11 protein-coding genes are annotated in these 19180 nt (G+C 75.8%); 1 reads left to right on the top strand and 10 read right to left on the bottom strand.

Features of this window, described 5'->3' with window-relative positions:
- Positions 1-2 precede the first annotated feature (2 nt).
- The 9 genes from ACWEFJ_RS31175 to ACWEFJ_RS31135 form a co-directional block, all read right to left on the bottom strand.
- The gene (locus ACWEFJ_RS31175; protein ID WP_378091710.1) at positions 3-1253 is read right to left on the bottom strand and encodes a toll/interleukin-1 receptor domain-containing protein; all 1251 of its coding nucleotides are present in this window, start codon (positions 1251-1253) and stop codon (positions 3-5) included.
- On the bottom strand, positions 1250-2143 hold the full coding sequence (locus tag ACWEFJ_RS31170) for a DUF4231 domain-containing protein (protein WP_378091708.1): 894 nt from the start codon (positions 2141-2143) through the stop codon (positions 1250-1252). The genes ACWEFJ_RS31175 and ACWEFJ_RS31170 overlap by 4 nt, the downstream gene beginning before the upstream one ends.
- Positions 2136-3989: a hypothetical protein gene (locus ACWEFJ_RS31165; protein WP_449715933.1), complete on the bottom strand. Its 1854-nt coding sequence runs from the start codon at positions 3987-3989 to the stop codon at positions 2136-2138. The genes ACWEFJ_RS31170 and ACWEFJ_RS31165 overlap by 8 nt, the downstream gene beginning before the upstream one ends.
- Entirely contained in the window at positions 3976-5058 is a 1083-nt protein-coding gene (locus ACWEFJ_RS31160) for a TRAFAC clade GTPase domain-containing protein (protein WP_378091704.1), read from the bottom strand. The genes ACWEFJ_RS31165 and ACWEFJ_RS31160 overlap by 14 nt, the downstream gene beginning before the upstream one ends.
- Positions 5055-6068 carry a protein kinase family protein gene (locus ACWEFJ_RS31155; protein ID WP_378091702.1) on the bottom strand — a complete coding sequence of 338 codons (1014 nt, stop codon included), beginning with the start codon at positions 6066-6068 and terminating at the stop codon, positions 5055-5057. Before ACWEFJ_RS31155 ends, ACWEFJ_RS31160 begins: the two co-directional genes overlap by 4 nt.
- Positions 6062-8257, bottom strand: a complete 2196-nt coding sequence (locus tag ACWEFJ_RS31150; protein ID WP_378091700.1) for a hypothetical protein — start codon at positions 8255-8257, stop codon at positions 6062-6064. The genes ACWEFJ_RS31155 and ACWEFJ_RS31150 overlap by 7 nt, the downstream gene beginning before the upstream one ends.
- The gene (locus tag ACWEFJ_RS31145; protein WP_378091698.1) at positions 8254-11376 is read right to left on the bottom strand and encodes a tubulin-like doman-containing protein; all 3123 of its coding nucleotides are present in this window, start codon (positions 11374-11376) and stop codon (positions 8254-8256) included. Before ACWEFJ_RS31145 ends, ACWEFJ_RS31150 begins: the two co-directional genes overlap by 4 nt.
- Before the next feature lie 23 nt (positions 11377-11399).
- On the bottom strand, positions 11400-13826 hold the full coding sequence (locus tag ACWEFJ_RS31140) for a VWA domain-containing protein (protein ID WP_449715932.1): 2427 nt from the start codon (positions 13824-13826) through the stop codon (positions 11400-11402).
- Positions 13827-14374: 548 nt separating this feature from the next.
- Positions 14375-16867 carry a hypothetical protein gene (locus ACWEFJ_RS31135; RefSeq protein WP_449715931.1) on the bottom strand — a complete coding sequence of 831 codons (2493 nt, stop codon included), beginning with the start codon at positions 16865-16867 and terminating at the stop codon, positions 14375-14377.
- 185 nt (positions 16868-17052) lie between these two features.
- On the opposite strand from ACWEFJ_RS31135, the gene ACWEFJ_RS31130 reads away from it, so the two are divergent.
- Complete coding sequence (locus tag ACWEFJ_RS31130; protein ID WP_449715930.1) at positions 17053-18468, top strand: aminopeptidase P family protein; 1416 nt, start codon at positions 17053-17055, stop codon at positions 18466-18468.
- 41 nt (positions 18469-18509) lie between these two features.
- Here the strand turns inward: ACWEFJ_RS31130 and ACWEFJ_RS31125 are convergent.
- A partial coding sequence (locus tag ACWEFJ_RS31125) for a transporter associated domain-containing protein (RefSeq protein ID WP_449715929.1) occupies positions 18510-19180 on the bottom strand: 671 nt, incomplete at its 5' end.

The following is a 19180-nucleotide window of genomic DNA, read 5'->3' as shown; positions in this document are numbered from 1 at the left end:
GGTCAGTCCTTTCCGCGAAACGGGTCGGGCACGTCGGCGGCGCGGGCGAGGTCTTCGATGAAGCGCTGCGCCTCCCCGGTCTCCTCCTGGGACAGGGGGCGCAGCACCACCGCGTCGTCGTCCGGCGTGCCGACGCGATCACCGGTCAGCAGGAGCACGGTCACCTCGGGGTGGTCGTCGTGCAGCCGGCGGACCGCGTTGCGGGCCGTGTGCAGCGGCAGATCCCTGATCAGGGCGACCAGCACGCGCCGGACGCGCCCGTCCAGCCGCAGCGGCGCGGCCGCCGACCGGGCGCGGCGGTCGAGCGCCCGCTTGAGGGCGAGCAGGAACTCGTCCTCGGCCGCCTCCGAGTACGCGTACTCGGGCGGCCGGTCGACCCGGTGGTCGTGCCGGAACTGGACCGCGCGGCGCGCGTAGTCGAGGCCGACCCACTCGTCCGCCGCGCCCAGCTCGACCCGCCGCGGCCGGCCGCCCGCCACCGCGAGCAGCTGCACCGCCTGCTTCTCGTCCACCCACGTCGGGCGCAGGTAGTCGACCAGCTCCTCGCGCCTGCTGCGCTCCATGCCGATCCGCAGCCACGGCATCGCGGCCACCAGGTGGCTGCCGCTGGACCGCGTCACCAGGAAGGAGGCCAGCACCCGGTGCGCGTCGCGCTGCCCGATCACCTGGCGGCGCTGCGCCTCGGTCAGCTCCAACGCCGTCACCGCGGAGGTCAGGTGCTCGCCGCGCAGGTGCCCGAGGTGGCCCGCCACCAGCTCCACCCAGTAGTCGGCCTCCGCCGGGTGGCGCGGCGCGGGCACGGCGAGCGCCTGCTCCACCTTGTCCACGATCCACCGGGCGGCCGCGCGGTCGTCCCGCGGCGGCCGCAGGAAGTGCAGGTCGCGGATCTCGGCGAAGACCTCCAGCGCCTCCTCGCGCGAGACGCCGGGGAACACGATCGGCACCACGGCGGTGAGGTTCGCGCCGGCCTGCCGCCGGGTGTTCGCGACCCACGACTCCCGCTGCACCCACTTCGAGCGCAGCGCGTGGCGGTCGATGAGCAGCACCACCGCCGAGCACTCCATCAACGCCACCGACAGCTGCTCCTCCCAGCGGTCGCCGCCCCGCAGGTCCTCGCTGTCCAGCCAGGCGTAGTCGCGGCCCAGCAGGGCGTACAGCTCCTCCTTCACCCGGCCCGCCAACGTCGGCCGCCCGTCCGGCCCGTGCCCGCTCGTGCTGTGGCTGATGAGCACCACCGGTCTGGTCCTGGTCACGTGGCCGCCCTCCCCTCGCCGTCCGACGACTCCCACAGGGCGAGCCACGCCTGGTTCTCGGCCGCGAGCAGCCGTTCGCACGCGGCGACGAACGCCGCGTCGGGGATCCGGCCGGACCGCCGGCCCGCCAGCAGCGCCTCCAGCTCGTCGGCGGTCTGGCTGTAGGCGAACTGCAGGTACTCGTAGCGGGACGCCTTCGCGTGCGCGCCGACCGCGGTCGTGGCGGTGGTGACCACGCCCAGCCACACCGTCGCCTGCGTCAGCTCCAGCGTGCCCGCCGCGACCGACCCGAGCGCCGCCGCGACGCCCAGCCACCACTCGACGCGCCGGCACCACTTCGCGCTGCGGCCCATGCGGCGCGCCCGCGGCCGGTAGTAGTCGTCCACCTGCTCCCGCGCGCGGTGCCGGGTGTAGGTGTCCACATCGGACACCGCCGGCAACGGCTCCGGCCGGACCGCGGCGGCCGACACCCGTTGCCGCAGCTCCCGGTCCACGGGCGTGAGCCGGTTCGCGGTGGCCATCAGCACGTCCTCGCGGTCCGCGCCGTCGTAGGGCGACGCGCCCGCCAGGTAGGTGTACACCTGCGCCTTCAACGCCTCCGCCACCGCGCGCAGCGACGTGGCCACGCGCACCGCGTCCCGGTCGCGGGCCCGGCCGGCGATCGCGCCCAGGGCGACCGCGACCGCCGCCACGAACGCCAGCACCCGCGCCGTCATGCCGTCGAGCAGGCTCGCGCCGGTGCCCGCCGCCGCGGCGGCGACCGCCAGCACCAGCGCGAACAGCCGGGCGCGACGGGTGGCGTCGGTCGCCTCCCGCGCCGCCGCCGACCAGTCCAGGTGACGCCGCCACACCCGCTCGACGACGTCCGCGTCGACGTTCCGGTCAACCACCGAGCACCCCCGTGACGAGTCCGACGAGGAAGGCCAGCAGCACGAAGACGACGACCTTCACGGTGGGCGCGTACCGGTCGAACACCGGGTCCGGCGCGGTCACGGCGGGCAGCGGGTCGACGCGCCCGGCGGCCGGCTTCGGCCGGTGCGCCTCCCGGTCCGCGCACAGCAGGTCCGCCCACGGCAGGTCGGGGGCGGCGATCGCCAGCTCCCGCGCGTGCCGGACGCCGAGCGCCGGGCTGATCAGGTCGAGCTTCCCGTGCCGCACCGCGGTCTCCACGACGCAGCGCACCAGCTGCGGCGAGCTGCGCCGGTCGGCGACGACGGCGGACAGGCCGTGCACCACGTCCGGCGCGTGGTGCCCGACGTCCTCCAGCGCCGCGCCGAACGCGAGCGCGACCGCGGTCCGGTGGCCCGCCAACGCGTCCAGCCGGTCCACCGCCCGCGGCGCGAGCAGCGCGTGGCGCATCCCGACCCGGTCGGCGGGGGTGAGGGCGGCCGAGCGCTCGGACAACCGGCGGCGCAGGTCCGGGTCGCCGGTCACGAGCCACCGCTCCACCAACTCGGCCGACGACACCTCGTCGTCCTCCCCAGGCCGACCACCGACCGCCGCCCGACCACCGACCGGTGCCTGTCCGACCGCCGACTCCGCGACTGCGGAACTCCCGACTGCCGACTCCCCGACTGCCGACTCCCCGACTGCGGACGCCCTGACTGCGGACGCCCCGACTGCCGCGGCCCGCGACCCGCCCTCCACGGCCCGCGACCCGGCCGCGCCGGGAGACCCGGCACCGGGCTGTGCACCGGCCGCCGCAGGCGATCCGGCCACCTCGGGGAACACGGACGCCGCGCCGTGCCCGGCCGCGCCGCCGGACACGGCCACCTCGCCGGCTCCGGCGCGAGAGCCGGCCGCGGACCCCCCGTCCCCACCGGCGAGCCCGGAGAACCCCGTCGGCGACCCCACGACGGGGTTGCGCGGCGCGGCGACGCCCGCGGTCCGCGCCCGCAGCTCCAGCAGCCGCTCCCCCATCCGCGGCGACGGGCCGCCGGGCCCGGAGAACACCCGCTCCACCGCCGCGCGCCCGCCCTCCCGGTACAGCCGGACCAACCGGTCCGCCGCGGCCGCCTCCCAGTCCTCCTCCGGCGGGGCGGCGGTGAAGTCCAGCACCGACTTCGACACCGCGGTCACCTCCGCCGACCGGCCGGGCAGGAACGCGATGTCCACCAGCCGGATCGTCGTCGCGGTGAACTCCTTCTCGTGCGTGGAGAACGTCCACCGCCGGAGCGCGTCCGAGCCGTGCCACAACGGCTCCAGCAGCTCGACCGCGCCACGCACCAACGGCACCTCCGTGCCCGGACCCGCGGCCACGACGGTCAGCGGCTCGTCCGGCTTGCGCAGGATCGCCGCGACCACCTCCGCCACCGACCGCTCGTGCTCCAGCGGCGCGGGGCCGAGCGGCGCGGGCAGCGGCGGCAGCGGCGCGCCGTCCTCGCCCCACGTCGACCAGCCGTCCCACCCCTCCAGCGCCAACGCCTGCCGCGGCGTCAGCACGTCCACCGGGCCGACCAGCACCTGCGCCGAGTTGCGCGCGTTGGTCTGGCCGTCGCCGACGCGGCGCATCACGGCCGCCGTCGAGTCCGGGTAGGCGAAGTACGACAGGCTCGACCGCGGCTCGTCGAAGTTGTAGTTGAACTCCAGCCGCACGAGCCCGACCAGGCGTTCGTGCCAGGTCTCCTCCAGCCGGCGGCGGAACACCGTGCTCCACAGCAGCTCCACCCCTCCCTGCGGAGGGGACCCGAACAGGATCCGGTCCAGCCCGACGCCCGCGCCCTCAGACCGAGTCATACCAGCGCCCCACCTTCCGTGCCTCGGGCCCGTCGAGCACACCGCTCATCGCCAGCAGGGCGACCAGCGGCCGCAGCACCCGCATCGCGCGCACGCCGCGGACGAACCTCTTGCCGATCGACTCGCTCCCGGTCGCCGACACGAAGTGCAGGGTGCACAACGGGAACTCGTGGAACGGGGTGAGCGACGAGTCGGCCCGGTGCTGGCTGAGGAACCCGTAGAAGTCCCGGCTCTCCTCCAGCAGCGCGGCGGCGTCCAGCTCGCCGTCGTCCTGCCGGCGGATCCACTTGTCGACCGGCGGCACGTACCGCAGCCGGTCCGACTTGTTGAGCACCACGCACACCGGCAGCTCGGCCGCGTGCGGCAAATCCTTGAGCCGCGCCAGCACGCGGGCGAACGTGGCGTTGCTCTCCGCCTGCCGCTCCGCGTTCTCCCGCGACACGCCCAGGGCGTCCTCCGGGGTCTCGACGAACATCACCGCGCTCGCGCCGATGAGGAACCGGCCCGCCTTGCCGGTGTCGCCGACGCTCAGGAAGTCCTCGCCGGCGATGTCGAAGAACGTGACCGGCCACGTGCCGGCGGGCGAGGAGACCAGCAGCACGGCGGCGAACCCGGTGAGGCCGTGCCGCGTGCCGGGCAGCTCCTTGCCCTGGGCGAGCTGGTCGAGCTGCTCGACCTGGAACCGCCGGTGCTGCATGTAGTCCATCGCCTGGGCGGTGAGGCCGTGCGGTTGCAGGCCGCCGCGCAGCAGCTCGGCGATGATCGACGTGAGCAGGTGCGTCTTGCCCGACTCGGTCCGGCCGACGATCCCGATCACCAACGGCGGCTTGTAGTCCAGGTAGGACGCCGGCAGGTGGTGCGGTTCGGTGTCCTGCGACGGGTTCGGGCAGCGCTGGTAGCTGTTGCGGCGGATGTCGCGGCGCTTGAGCGGGTCGTTGACCTTCTCCAGGTCGAGCCGCTCGTAGCCGCCGACCTCGCCGGTGGGCAGCCACAGCTCGTCCTCGCGCCACGCGAACCGCTCCAGGCACACGGGGCAGCGCACCCAGCGCGCCTCCGGTTCCGGGTTCACCACAGCCCTCCGTTCACCAGGACGGCCGTGACCGCCAGCACGACGACCGCCGCCGACACGACGGCGAGCCACACCGCCGACACCCGCCGCGCGTCCCGTCGCGGCGGCGCCGGCGCGGGCGCGTCACGACCCGGCCGCTTGGCCACCAGCACCTCGTCGAACTTGGCCCGCGCCTGCCCGAACGCGACCGCGGTGCGGTCGGCCCGCGGCGGCACGCGGTCGGCCACGGCCAGCCGGTCCAGCAGCTCGACCGGGTGGGGCCGTTCGCCGGGCGTCGGCGCGAACACGCCCGCCAGCAGGTCGACCAGGGCGTCGCCCGCCGCGTGCGGGTCGGGCGTGGCCCCCACGTCGCCGGTCACGACGTGCAGCACCACCGCGCCCGCCGACCACAGGTCGTCGCGGACGTCCGCCGGGCCGTCGCCGGCGCGCTGCTGCGGCGAGCCGGTGGGGCTGCCGACGTTGCGCACCCGCGGCTCGCCCACCAGCACCGCGTGCTCGAACCCGACGAGCTGCACGTCGTCGCCGTCCCACCACACGGTCCGCGGCGAGATGTCGCCGTGCACGACCTTCGCGGCCTCCAGCTCCCGCAGCGCGTGCAGCAGGCCCACCTCGAAGCGGTGCTGCTGGTGGGTGAGCAGCCGGCCGGCCTGCCCGGCGACGGGCTCGCCCCGGTAGTGGGCCAGCAGCACGTACGGCTCCTCGACGTCGATGTCGTAGCCGACCAGCTCGGACAGCCCGGTCGGGTAGGGCAGGCCCGCGAACCGGCGCGCCAGCCGCGCGCCCGCCCGGATCTCCCGGTCCAGCCGGTCGTAGAGGTCGTCGTCGGGCTGCCCCTCCGCGCGCGGCACCGACTTCTGCACCAGCCGCCGCCCGTCGGTCGTGACCAGCGGGCGCACCGCGAGCGGCGACCCGGTCGGCGGCAGCGGCGTCGCGGCCTCGCGGACCTCGACCCGCCGCAGCCCGTACCGCACGTCCCGGTACTCGAGCACCTGCCAGGCGGAGTTCACCACGGCCGCTCACCGTCCAGGGGCCAGAAGGGGTGGACGACCTCGGCGCGCAGCGGCACCAGCCGGACCACGCCCGCCGCGAGGCTGCCGCTGGTCCAGCGCACGTCGTCGTAGGCGGCGGCGACCGGGGCGTCCAGCCGGGGCCGGGCCAGGGTCGGCGCGAACCGGATCACCTGGGTGTCCGCGCCGGAGCGGTCGAGCCGGGCCAGGTCCTGCCCGGCGCACAGCTGGCGCATGCCCTCCGCGCCGGTGCGGCGGACCACGGCCAGGATCTCCGGCGTCTGCCGCAGGGTCTCCGCGACCAGCTCGTCCCGCCTGGGCGTGCGGCGGCCGAACGGCGGCGGCTCGTGCACGCCGCGCCGGGCGAGGTGGTCGGTGTAGCGCTCGAACAGCTCCCGCACCCGGTCGTCCACCTCGGAGGCGCCGTGCGCGGGCACGACGCCCAGCTCCAGGCTCGCCCACAGCGGGTCCAGCGCGGCGACCGCGAGGTCCACGAGGTCGTCCGCCACCACCGCGGCCAGCAGCGGGTCGTCCCCGCCGCGGCCGGTGTCGCCGGGCGACGCCTCGCGGCCGATGGCCCGCATCTCCGCCGACACCTCGTCCAGTGCCGCGGCGGCGGCCCGCAGCGCGTCCGAGGCGAACCGGCGTCGTTCGGCCAGCCACCAGTCGTGGTGCGCGAGCCGGTGCAGCACCTCGCCGACGGCGTGGGCCGCGCGGACCGCGTCGGCGGTGCGGGCGGCCGCGTGCCACCGGTGCGCGCCGAGCCGCCACGCGTGCACGAGCGCGAACAGCAGGCCGCCCGCGCCGACCAGGGTGAGCGGCGCGGTCACCTCGACCGGGGCCTCGACCCCGGCCACGCGGGCCAGGAGGAGCCCCGCCGCCACCGCCGCGCCGTGCGCGAGCACGGGCAGCGCGGTGGCCGCGGCCGGGGTGGACGGCCGGCGCGGCCGGGCGGCGCCCGCACCGGCCACCGCGATCACCCACAGCAGCCCGAGGACGAGCCCGAACACCCGGAACGGGCCGGGCAGCGACGCCGCGACCGCCGTCGCCGCGAACGCCGCCGGCAGCGTCACCGGCGGGATAGGCCACCTCGGGAACTCCGGCGGGTCGGCCAGCGCGGCCGACAGCCCCGGCGGGCAGCACGCGTCCAGCTCCGCCTCGACCCGCTTGGTGCCGCCCGGCGTGAGCCGGGTCGCCTCGCCGCGCAGCGCCGCGGCCACGTCGACCAGCGACCGGCCCGCGCCCAGCTCCTCGCCCACCACCGCGCGCACCTTCGCGGCCACCGCCGCGGGCTCCACCTCGGCGGGCGGCGCGAACCCGAACCCGGCCGGCCGCTCCCCGGCGGGCACGCCCGCGCGCACGCTCGCGCCGACGACCTCGGCCGCCTCGCGCACCAGCGCCACGTACGCGTCCAGCTCGACGCCCGCCTCCACCACGGCCGCGCGCACGTCCCGCCGCCCGGACGTGCGCAGCATCGTCGTCCACGCGCCCAGCAGGGCCGCCTGCCGGTCGGCCGCCTCCGCCGCCTCGACCGCCACCGCGCGCTGCCGGTCCACCCGGGAGTCCGGGGCCACGACGGAGACCCCCGCCTCCGGCCCGGCCAGGTCGAGCGCGACCCGGCCGGCCGCGCGGGTCGGGCCGGTCAGGCGCGCCACCGCGGCGAACCGGGTGGCCGCGACCTCGTCGGACCGCAGCGACCCGGACACCACGTGCAGCGCGGGGCTCGCGGTCGCGTGCGGGATGAGCCGGGCGCGCTCGACCACGTCGGCGAAGACGTCCTCGATGCCGAGCACCTCCTTCAGCTCCGCCAGCCCGGAGCCGCCGGTCGGCCGGTGCCCGGCCCGGCCCGCGTGCTCCGGTCCCCACCAGACGCCGTGCTCGTCGCCGACCCACAGCACGGCCGCGCCCTCGTGCCGGGTGAGCTGGCCGGGCAGGCGCAGCCGCGCGCCCGACCCGTCCTCGTCGGGCCGGCCGACCGCCACCACGATGAGCTGGAAGCCGGGCGCGCACAGGTGCTCGTAGAGCGGGAAGTCGCCCGCGACGTCGCCGACGCCGTCCACGATGACCACCCGGTCGACGTCGTCGAAGCGGTCGCCGCGCCGCGTCTCCCGCAGCCACGCCTCGCCGACGTCGCGGTCCTCCACCAGGTCGACCACCCGCACCGCGCGGGTGTTCGCCGTGCTCGCGGTCATCGCCCCACCCACTCCTCGAGGTCGCGCAGCGTGCCCTGCACCGGCGAGGTGACGCCGCGGAACGGCAGGTCGAGCGCCGCCGGGAACGTGCTGGTCCAGAACTCGCGCAACTGCTGCGCCCGGCCCGCGCCCGCCTTGCCGAGGCGTTCCAGCGCGGCGGGCAGCGCGGCGGCCTGCTTGCGCGCCAGGTCCACCACCACCCGGTACAGGTCCGACGGCATCGAGGGCGTCTCGTCCAGCCGGTCGGGCAGCGACGCCATCAGCCGCGCGCCGAAGTCGCGGCGGATGTCCTCGTCGTCGGTGAGCGTCCACTCCTCGTAGGCGCCCAGCACGCTGGCCCACGACGACATGCGGAAGTAGTCGGTCAGGTGCAGCCGCATGGAGACGTCGTCCGGGCCGCCCAGGCGCACCTGGATCGCGGTCGGCGACTCGGGGTCGCCCTCGGTCGTCACCTGCCCGTTCCACATCGCGCACAGCAGCCGGTGCAGGATCAGCACCCGGTGCTCCTCGGTGGTGGCCAGGTAGCTGAAGTCGTAGCCGGTGCGCTGCCGCCACTTCAGGAAGTCCTGGTCCTGCGGCCGGCGTTGCGCGTCGGACCACGTGCGCAGCACCTCGCGCAGCTCGGGCACCTCGGTCACGCTCATCGAGGAGCGGAACAGCACGACCACCATCGACTCGGCCGTGGTGGGGCGGAAGTCCAGCACGATGTCCGCGCCGCGCGGCAGGTTCACCTCCTGGCGCAGGAACTTCTCCAGCTCCGGGCTCGCGCTGCCCGCCGGGTAGGAGAACAGCACCTTCATCGGCCCCGCGCCCGGCGGCGAGAACCCGCCCGGCACCAGGCCCGCGAGCTTCTGCCGGAACTGCACCAGGTCGTCCTCGCCGACGCGCGCGGTCTCGGAGCCGGCCGCGGCCGCCAGCAGGTCCTGCAACGCGGGCAGCAGCGGCGCGCGCTCGGCGTCCTGGTGGCGGAACAGCAGCTGCACCTCGCGCTTGAGCCGCTCCCGGATCGCGCCGACCGCGCGCTGCGGCCCGTCCTGCAACGCCTGCCGGTACGCGGTGCGCCAGCCGTCCGGGCCGACCAGCTCGGTCAGCAGGTCCCCGACCGAGGCGGTGGGCCGCAGCCGGTCCTGCGCGGCGAGCGTCTCCACGAACCGCCGCCGCACGGCCTGGTAGAACGGCTCCAGGTCGCCGCCCTGCGGCGGCAGCAGGTACGACACGCCGACCCGCGGCCGGTACAGCTCGCGGGCGCGGCGGGTGAACCGCGGCGCGTCCAGGCGGGCGTGCTCGGCGAACGCCTCCACGATGTCGCGCAGCTGCGCGTCCGCCTGCCGCAGCGTGCGCTGCCACCGGCCGGCCTGCTCGTTCCACGCGGCGTGCCAGGCCCGCTTGGCCCGCCACTGGTACCAGCGGTTCTGCTCCTCGATGGCGTGCCGCACCACCGGGTCCGACCACTTGATCCGGCTGAACAGCCGGTTGCGCACGGGCAGCGGCTGCGGCGGCGCGAGCCCCACGCCGTCCGGCGGCTCCGGCTCGCCGCGCCTGCTCTCCAGGATGCGGGCGAACCCGCGCTGGTCGGCCGGGTCGGCGAGCACCGGGTGCCCGGCGAACACCCGGTGCACCCGGAACAGGTCGTGGTCGGCCAGCAGCAGCTCGATGGCCCGCTGCGGGTCGAAGTCCTGGGCGAGCTGCGGCACCCGCTGCCGCAACTGCTGCTCCAGCGCCGTCAGCGCGGCCTCCATCGTGTTCACCCGCGTGCTCAACGCCCGCAGCACCGCCTCCGCGCCCGCCGCGATCGGCGGCTCGGCGAACTCGACCGGCGCCCGCTGCCGCAACGGGTCCAGGTTCGAGCCGGTGAACATCTCGGTGATCGGGCCGCGGTTGCCCTCCGCCCGGCCGGGCGGCGGTTCCAGCAGCTCGGTGACCGCCTCGGCCAGCAGCCGGGAGCTGACGATGTCGGCCAGGTCGTCCACCGGCACCGTCATCGACGCCACCAGGCTCGTGGACACGCCCCGGTTGCCGATGCCGCTGGTGGACGGCAGCTCGCGCTCGGCGGCGCGGTTGATGAAGTCGTCCGCGAACGACTGGTACATCCGGTCCGTGCCCTGCGGCTGCCCGACCGCCTCGGTCGGGCCGGTGCCGATCAGCGAGAACACCAGCGACACCACCGACCGGTGCAGGTCCTCCCGCTCCACGCCGGTGCTGCGGCTGAACAGGAACCCGGTCTGCACGGTGCCCGCGCGCAGCCGCAGGTCCCCGCCCGTCGGGTAGCGCACCGACAACGCGCCGGTGAGGCCCATCCCGTCCAGCTCCGTGCCGGCGACCTGCGAGTTCTGGTCGTCCACGAGGCGGAACAGGTCCAGCAGGGCCCGGCCCGCGTTGAGCCGCGCCGGCCGGCCGCCGCCCAGGCCCTCCTCGAACGCCGACGGCATCAGCACCAGCGGGTAGATCCGGGCCCGGTAGCCGCTGCGGGCGAGCGCGTCGCCGATCAGGTGCAGGTAGTCGTAGAAGATGCCGCTGCCGGTGCCGCCCGCCACCGAGAACGCCACGAACACGTCGCAGGCGTTGCCCAGGCGGCCGCCGAGGCGCGACAGCTCGCCGCCGGACTTGTTGATCGCGCCGATCGCCCGGTTGATCGGGTTCTGCGCCGCGCCCAGCCCGGTGCGCAGCGTCTCGAACAGCGCGGCGCGGCCCACCGTCGGGAACTGGCCCGCGCCCTTGGCCAGCGGGCTGATCCGCGGCTCGCCGTCGGCGGGCGGCAGCCACTCGACGCCCTCCGACACGTTGAGCCGCAGGCTGCGCGCCACCTCCGGGTAGGTGTCGTGGCGCGGCACCAGGTCGCGCACCAGGTGGAACGTCCGCTCGGCGGCGGGCAGGTGCTCCGCGCCGGGCACCACCCGGCGTTGGAGCCTGCTGAACTCGTCCTCGCTCAGGTCGGCGTAGACGAACTGCAGGAACGACGGCAGCTGGAACGGCAGCATCCCCTTGCCGCCCAGCACCTCCTGCAGGTTCGTGCCGTCCGGGCCGCACAGCTCGCCGCGCAGCGTCCGCTCCAGCTCCGCGCCGATGAGGCAGCCGGTGCCGCCCAGGCCGACGAACAGGACCGGTTGGTAGATCTTCATCACGGTGTTCTTCCTCCAGCCGGTCAGAGCAGGTCGTCGTCGGTCGGCGCCGGGTTCCGCGGCGCGGCCTGGCGCACGGGCGGTTCCTCGGGGCGCGGGCGGTCCCGCGACGCGGCGGGCGCGCGCTCCCGGCCGGGCCGCTCGGGCTTCGGGGGCCGCGGCTCCCGCACCCGCACGTTGAGCGGCCGCTTGTCGCGGAACGTCAGCACCACGCCGCCGCCCGCGTCGACCTGCTCCCCCGCCTGGAGGCGGTGCCGCCGTCCGTCCGGGGTGGACAGCTCGGCGGCGATCCCGTCCTCGGCGCGGCGCAGCTCGTAGACGGCCTCGCCCTCGCGGGCCAGGTCCAGGTGCGTCGGCTCCCCGGCCGGGCCGCGGCGCAGGGAGAACCGGAACACCTGGGCGGGCCGGTCCTCGGCACGCAGGTGCAGCGTCGCGCCGGCCGCCGTGACCAGCCCGGCCTCCAGGCCGCGCACGTCCCGCAGCCGCTTGCGGTTGCGGGTGCGCAGGAACACCACCACCAGCACCGCCACCAGCAGCACCGCGAGCGTGATCCACAGCCACAGCAGGCGCTGCAACCAGGTGGGCGGGTAGGAGACGGCGACCGTGAACGGCAGGGCGTGCCACACCGTGTCCGGGTCCGCGTCGTCCACCAGCCGCAACGTGCCCGAGTTGACCCCGATCACGGTGTTCGCGGCGAACCGCAGCTCGAAGTCCACCTTCGAGTCGCCGGACGCGGGCAGGTCGAACGTCGCGGGCGAGGCCGACACGACCGTGCCCGGCCCCTCGTCCACCACCACCAGCCGCACCCGCTTGGGCCGGCCCGAGTCGTTGCTGACGCTGATCGTGCCCGCCCAGGTCTCGCCGGGCGCGACGAACGGCACCGCGTCGGCCATCCGCGCCTGCGCCCGCACCACCGGCCGGCCGTCCTTGACCACGGTGTTCACCTGGCGCTCGTCGCCGGTGATGCCGATGCCGGACACCGCGCCGGAGAACTGGAGCACCCCCGAGGCGGACCCCGGCACGGTGACCGTGCCCGAGTAGAGGCCGTCGCGGGCGGTGCGGTCCGGCCCCTGGCCGTCGTCCGCGACCGCGACCGGGATCGGGTCGAACCCCTCGCCGGTGAGCCGCGCGGTGAAGCTGAGCTGGTCCAGCGCCGCCGGGTCCACCACCGCGTTCTTGCGGGTGTAGAGGCGCACGGCGACCGTCACGGCCTCCCCCGCGCCGGGCGCGGGCGGGCTCACCGTCAGCACCGCGCGGGCCGCGCCCTGCCACAGCACCGAGACGCCGACGACCTGGTCCGGCACGTCCTTGCGGCCGGTGACGCGCACCGTCCAGCGGCCCGGCGCCGGGTTGACCACCCGCAGCGCCTCCACCCGGCTCTGCTCGCCGCTGACCTGGAACGCCGAGTCGCCCTGCCGGCCCGACTTCGGCACCTCCCGGCCGTCGGGGTCGAGGTAGGCGACCGTGACGCGCGGGTCGGGCCGCACGACCAGGATCGTGCCGTCCGTGGCGACCGTGGGGATGTCGACGGGCAGCTCCACCGTCTTCCCGGCGGGGAGGTTCTTCTGCTGGTAGGGGCCCTTGCCCGCGCAGCGGCTCGCGCTGAACGCGGTCAGCATGGCGTCCACCACGTCACCGGCCGAGCCCACCACCGTCGCGGTCGGCTTGGGCGTCCGGTCGCCGCACGTGGCCTGCGCGCCGCCGGTCGCCAGGGCGTCCAGCTGGGCCTTGTCCACCGCGCCGAACCCCAGCGGCCACACCTGCACGCCCGCCTGGCGGGCGATCTCCAGCTGGCGCGCCACCTCCTGCCGGCCCGCCTCGTTGCGGCGCTCCGGGTTGTCCCGCTGCCCGTACTGGGGGCTGCCGGAGACGTCGAGCACGCCGTCGGTGAGCAGGAAGACGATCCGCGGCTCGCCCGCCGGCGCGTCTGTCAGCGCCGACAGCGCCTGGGACAACGCGGACGCGTGGTCGGTGCCGCTGCCCTCGGCGGGCTGCCGGACCCGCAGCCGGTCGATGCACGACGACAGCGACTCCTGGTCCTGGGCGGTGCGGACCGGTGTCGTCGGGCACACCACGTCGACGGCGCTCTGGTTCGGCCCGTCCTGGCTCGCGAACCCGACGACCGTGATCGTGGAGCCCGGCGAGTACTCGCCCTGCGCGATGACCTTCGCCGCGTCCTGCTGCTGCCGCATCGCCTCCGCGTCGATCGAACCGGACTCGTCCACCAGCAGCACCGCGTGCACCGGCTTGACCTGCGGCTCGTCGTCACCGGAGGCGGGTTGGGCGTGCACGGGCCCGGTGTGCGCGGGCCGCGCGTGCACCGGCTCGGCGTGCGCGGGCGGGACGAGGAACGCGATCGCGGCGAGGGCGACCGACCACCGCGCCGGCGCCGTGACCGACCGCGGCGGGCGACGACGCCACCACCGCGGTCCGAACAGACCTGTGAGCATGGATCTCCCCTTGTCCGCATTCGTGTGGCCACGACCCGGCGAACAATCAGAATCGGCCGGCCGGCGTTCGAGGAGCGACGTCGCAGGCAGGCCGGGAATCAATTATGCGTTCGTTGCGATCCTTATAGCCCACCCCGGAGAGCCTGTTACGCAATCAGCGGAGTGTTCACTCTTTCAGATGAACATCAACACGATCGGGTGTATCCGGTGACGTTTTGATCTCACGGACAGCTCAGCACCACAACGGCGTAACGCGTGATCTACCTGCGTAGACGACGGATCGACCGCAAGATCGACCCGTCTCACCGCATCCTTCGGCCTCCGACCGGACAACCGAGGAATTCTCATGCCCAGGCGCGCGGCCGGACTTTTCCGCACGATTGCGGTTGTTTACCGTTTCGCGTCTTCACCCGTGCCGGAAATGCGTCGATCGCCCCGGTCGAGGAGAATTCCGCGCCGCCACACCTCGACCACGGCGGGACCGGCAGGACCCGCCCGTCACCCCGCGCGAGCCGACCCGCCTCGACCGGGCCCGGAACCCGTGCGGGTCAGGACAGCGTGACGCCGTCGACCACCACCGAGCCGCGCGGCGCGGCCACCGCGTCCGCCACCCGGGCCACGACCTCGTCGAACACCGGGTCGTCGTAGTAGTCGCCGTGCCCGCGCAACGGCGAGGCGACCATGTCCGGGTCGGGGTCGAGGAACTCGGGGTCGCGCAGCCGCACGTCGTTCCCGCACCGCACGCCCCACAGCCGGGGGTCGGCCGACAACCGCTCCTCCGCCGTCTCCGGCCACACCTGCACCGGGCCGCCCAGCGGGTCGGTCAGCCGGTGCACGTTCCACCACCGGTCGCCCAGGTCGGCGTGCAGCCGGCGCAGCTCGGCGTGCCCCAGGTAGTGCGGGAACAGCCGGGAGTACGCCCACTGCAACTGCGAGCCGTAGGTGACCAGCCCGACCCGGCGCAGCGCGGCGACCGCGTCCGCCTGCCGGATGTAGCGCTCGCCGTCGGCGGGGTCGGGCCGCTCGCTCTCCCGGCGCAGCAACGACAACGCCGCGAAGCACACCACGCTGCCCTGGCTGTGCCCGGACAGCACCACCGCGCCGACGCCGTGGTGGCGGGCCAGCCGGACGACGCGCGAGGTCAGCTCGATGGTGGCCCGGCCGCCGTAGGGCGGCGGGCAGATGGGGTGCGCGAGCCGCGGCCAGAACGCCACCAGGTCCCACACCACCCCGACCGCCGTGCGCAGCTTCGGGCTCCGCCACGACCGCACGCCCAGCACCACCAGGACCAGCACGAGACCGGACACCACCAGGCTGCCCAGCGTGCCCAGTTCCCGCGCGGGCCGGGTCGAGAGCCAGTCCGCCACGGCCGGGGGCGGCACGGCCCGCCGGCCCGGGTGCGCGAGCCGGGCCAGCGCGAGGCCGCCGCCCACCGTGACCAGCGCGCCGCCCAGCAGCGCCACCGCGCCGAGCAGCCAGTGGTAGCGGTACTTGGCCGACGCCACCCGCTGCGCCACCGCGACCTTGCCGATGCCCGGCCGGTCCGGGCGGCCCGGGTAGTCGGCCACCACGCCGTCCCGGACGGCCGTGCCCACCGCGTGCCGCGCGCCGGACACCGCGCCGAACGCGTACAGGCCGCCGGCCGCGGCGACCGCGACCCAGGAAGCCCACGCCGGCGCGGACGTCCACCGCAGCACCACGGCCACCGCCGCGACCGCCGAACCGGCGGCGAACACCAGCGCGCTGGACACCTGCCGCACCATGGCCGCCACGACCGGCGCGAGCAGCAGCACGAACGCGATGGCGAGCACACCCCACAGCCCCGCGCCGACCAGGTAGCCCGTGCCGAGCACCGACCCCGGCCGCCCGGACTCCGGCACCGGGTCGCCGACCCAGTCCACCACCCGGTACGCCAGCCCGCCGCTGAACCCGACCGCCAGCGTGGTCGCCAGCGCCGCGATCACCACCGCCGCGTACCCGTGCCACATCGGCCGGAACCGCCTGTCCGCGACCATCAGCTCCCGGCCGCGCGCGGAGCGCCGCATCCGCGCGCACGCGCCCAGCAGGACCACCAGCAGCACCATCGCCGACGCCGACAGGACGTTCGTCACCGCCTCGAACCCGGCCAGCGGCGTCACCGCGCCGACCGCGTCCGTCGGCAGCCGCCACAGGAACGCGGCCGCGACACCCGCCGCCACCGCCGAGTACGCCACCGCCGCCCACTTGAGCGCCCGGGAGTTCACCGCCCGCCGGTCCGGCGACAGCGCCACGCACCCCACGGCCCACGCCAGCACCAGCACGCCCGCCCCGATCACCGTCCACGACAGGGCGTCGGGGGGCCGGTGCGCCTGCTCGGTCCGCAACGCGCCCGCGCACAGCACGCCGACCACCGCGCACGACGCCGCCACGTGCGCGTCCCGCAGCACGGGCGTGCGCGGCGACGTGTGCCAGAACGCGTAGTCGCCCAGGCTGCCGGTGCGGGTCTCCCACACGTGGTGCGTGCCCTTGGGCTCGTACAGGAACGTCTGCCGGCCGAACCACCACAGCACCGCGACCACCAGCACCGGCGGCGCCAGGCCCACCAGCAGCATCGCGCCGAACGGCAGGCCGTCGAGGAACCCCAGCCGCGCCGACCGGCACGCCGCCGTGCCCGCGCACTGCCGCACCAGCAGCTCCAGCGACGCGTACGCGACGGCCGTGACCAGCATGCCCGTCAGCACCAGCGCGAGCAGCCGCAACACCGCCTCGGCGAGCCGGCCCGCGCCCAGCAGCGCGTACCGGGCCAGGTTGAGCACCGCGAACGGGATCAGCGCGAGCCACAGCGCCCGGCTCGCGCCGCCCGAGGTGAAGCGGCCCCAGTGGAACGCCTCCACCACGCGGGTCCGCCCGCTCGACAGCGCCCGCGCCGGTCGGCCCGCCCGCAGGAACCGCGCGACGTCGTCACCGGCCACCGGGGTCGGGAACGGGTCGCCGAGCACCGCTTCCGGTGGCGTCCCGGACACGCCGTGCACCCGCAGTTCGACCACGTCCTCGGGACGCATGCGCTCACCTGCCGTAGGTCGCCGTGGCGTGTTACCTACCGGATCGCCCTCGCCGGGTGACCCGTTTCCGCGCACGAGACACCCCATCGGGCGATCGGAGCCGTGGTGAGAGCATCGTGGGTGACGCCCGGTCGCCGACCGCGACCCGGACGCGTCCACGGCCCCGACCCGAAAGGCTGCCCACGGTGACCAAACCCGCCCGCCGCGACCCGAGCAAGCTCGTCGACGCCTCCGGGTTCCGCGAGTTCGTCCAGCACGGCTGGGGCCCGGCCGACCGGGCCGCCCGCGTCGCGCCCGGCGCCGCGCGGGCCGCCGCCGCGCACCGCGACCGGCTCAGCGCCGCCCTGCCCGGCGCGCGGATCGCCGTGGCCGCCGGCTGGGCGCCCGTGCGGTCCAACGACACCGACTACGGCTTCCGGCCCGACAGCGACTTCTCGTGGCTGACGGGCTGCTCCGCGGAGGGCGCGGTGCTGGTCATGCACCCCGTCGCCGGCGGCCACGACGCGGAGCTGTACCTGCGGCCGCCCGCCGGTCCGGACGAGCCGGACTTCTTCGCCAACGCCCGCGACGGCGAGCTGTGGATCGGCCCGGTGCCGGGCCTGGCCGAGTGGACGGAGGCGCTGGGCCTGCGCTGCCGGCCGCTGCACGAGCTGCCGTCGGCGCTGCGCGGCAGGCTGCCCGCCGTGCACGCGACCTCCGGCGTCGACCCGCTGCTGGACGCGCTGGCGGGCCCCGACCACACCGCCGAGCTGCGGACCGTGCTGGCCGAGCTGCGCCGGGTCAAGGACGACTGGGAGCTGGACCAGCTCCAGGCCGCCGTGGACGCGACCGTGCTCGGGTTCGCCGACGTCGCCGCCGAGCTGGGGGCCGCCGTCAAGGGCGGCGGCGAGCGGTGGTTGCAGGGCACGTTCGACCGGCGCGCCCGCACGGCCGGCAACGGGCCGGGTTACGCCTCGATCGTGGCCGCCGGGCCGCACGCGCCGGTGCTGCACTGGGTCCGCAACGACGGGCCGGTGCCCGAGGACGCCGTGCTGCTGCTGGACGCGGGCGTCGAGCTGGACACCCTCTACACCGCCGACATCACCCGCACGCTGCCGGTGTCGGGCTCCTACACGCCGGCGCAGCGGCAGGTGCACGAGCTGATCGAGCGGGCGTCGGCGGCGGCGCTGGCGGCCGTGCGGCCCGGCGCGGAGTACCGGGACTTCCACCGGGAGGCGATGCGGGTGCTCGCCGAGGGCCTGCACGACTGGGGCCTGCTGCCGGTGTCGGTCGAGGAGTCGCTGGACCCGGACGGCCAGCACCACCGCCGCTACATCGCCTGCGGCGTGGGCCACTTCGTGGGGCTCGACGTGCACGACTGCGCGAACTCCCGCGCCGAGGCCTACCACGACGGCACGCTGGAGGTCGGCATGGCGCTGGCCGTGGAGCCGGGCCTGTACTTCCACCCCAACGACGAGACCGTGCCGCCGGAGCTGCGGGGCATCGGCGTGCGGCTGGAGGAGAACGTCGTGGTCACGCCCGGGGGCAACCGGGTGCTCTCGTCCGCGTTGCCGGGCGACGCCGCCGGCCTGGAGGCGTGGGTCGCCGCCGCCGGCCGCTGACCGCCGGGCCGGGCGGCCGACCCGCCGCCCGGCCCCGCGCCTCACCGCTTCCGCATGCGCACGGACGTGATGGCGTGGTGCTCGACCTTCAGCACCTTGATCGTCCAGTCGGCCAGGGCCACCTCGTCGCCCGGCGCCTCGGGGATCCGGCCGAGCAGCACCAGCACCAGGCCCGCGATGGTGGTGTAGTCGCCCTCCGGCGCGTCGGGCAGCTCGACCCCGAGGTCGGCCAGGTCGTGCACGGGGAACGTGCCGGGCAGCACGAGCGAGCCGTCCGCGCCGTTGCGCACCGCCATCACGTCCCGGTCGGTCTCGTCCAGGATCTCGCCGACGACCTCCTCCAGCAGGTCCTCCAGCGTGACGATGCCGTCGACCGCGCCGTGCTCGTCCACCACCAGCCCGAGTTGCTCGCGTTCGGCCTTGAACCGGCGCAGCGCGTCGGACACCCGCACCGAGTCCGGGAACACCACCGGCGGCCGGGCCACGTCGACCAGCCGGGCGTCGTCGCGCAGCAGGTCGCGCAGGTGCACCACGCCCACCACGTCGTCCAGGTGCCCGCCGCGCGCGACCGGCGCGCGGGAGTGGCCCGAGGCGGCCAGCTCGGCGCGGGCGGACGGCACGTCGAGGCCGAACGCCAGGAACATCAGCACGAACGTCGCGCCCACCAGCAGCAGCGCCATCCACGGCAGCTTGTCCGCGATGGCGTCGAGGC

Source organism: Actinosynnema sp. NPDC004786 (assembly GCF_053601135.1).
Note: the sequence above shows the minus strand (reverse complement) of the source record. Positions and strands in the feature narration are given on the sequence as shown.

Excerpts from the sequence above, each read along its gene's own strand:
- ACWEFJ_RS31135 (WP_449715931.1), bottom strand. The coding sequence starts at position 16,867 with ATGCGTCCCGAGGACGTGGTCGAACTGCGGGTGCACGGCGTGTCCGGG.
- ACWEFJ_RS31140 (WP_449715932.1), bottom strand. The coding sequence starts at position 13,826 with ATGCTCACAGGTCTGTTCGGACCGCGGTGGTGGCGTCGTCGCCCGCCG.
- ACWEFJ_RS31165 (WP_449715933.1), bottom strand. The coding sequence starts at position 3,989 with ATGACTCGGTCTGAGGGCGCGGGCGTCGGGCTGGACCGGATCCTGTTC.
- ACWEFJ_RS31145 (WP_378091698.1), bottom strand. The coding sequence starts at position 11,376 with ATGAAGATCTACCAACCGGTCCTGTTCGTCGGCCTGGGCGGCACCGGC.
- ACWEFJ_RS31150 (WP_378091700.1), bottom strand. The coding sequence starts at position 8,257 with ATGACCGCGAGCACGGCGAACACCCGCGCGGTGCGGGTGGTCGACCTG.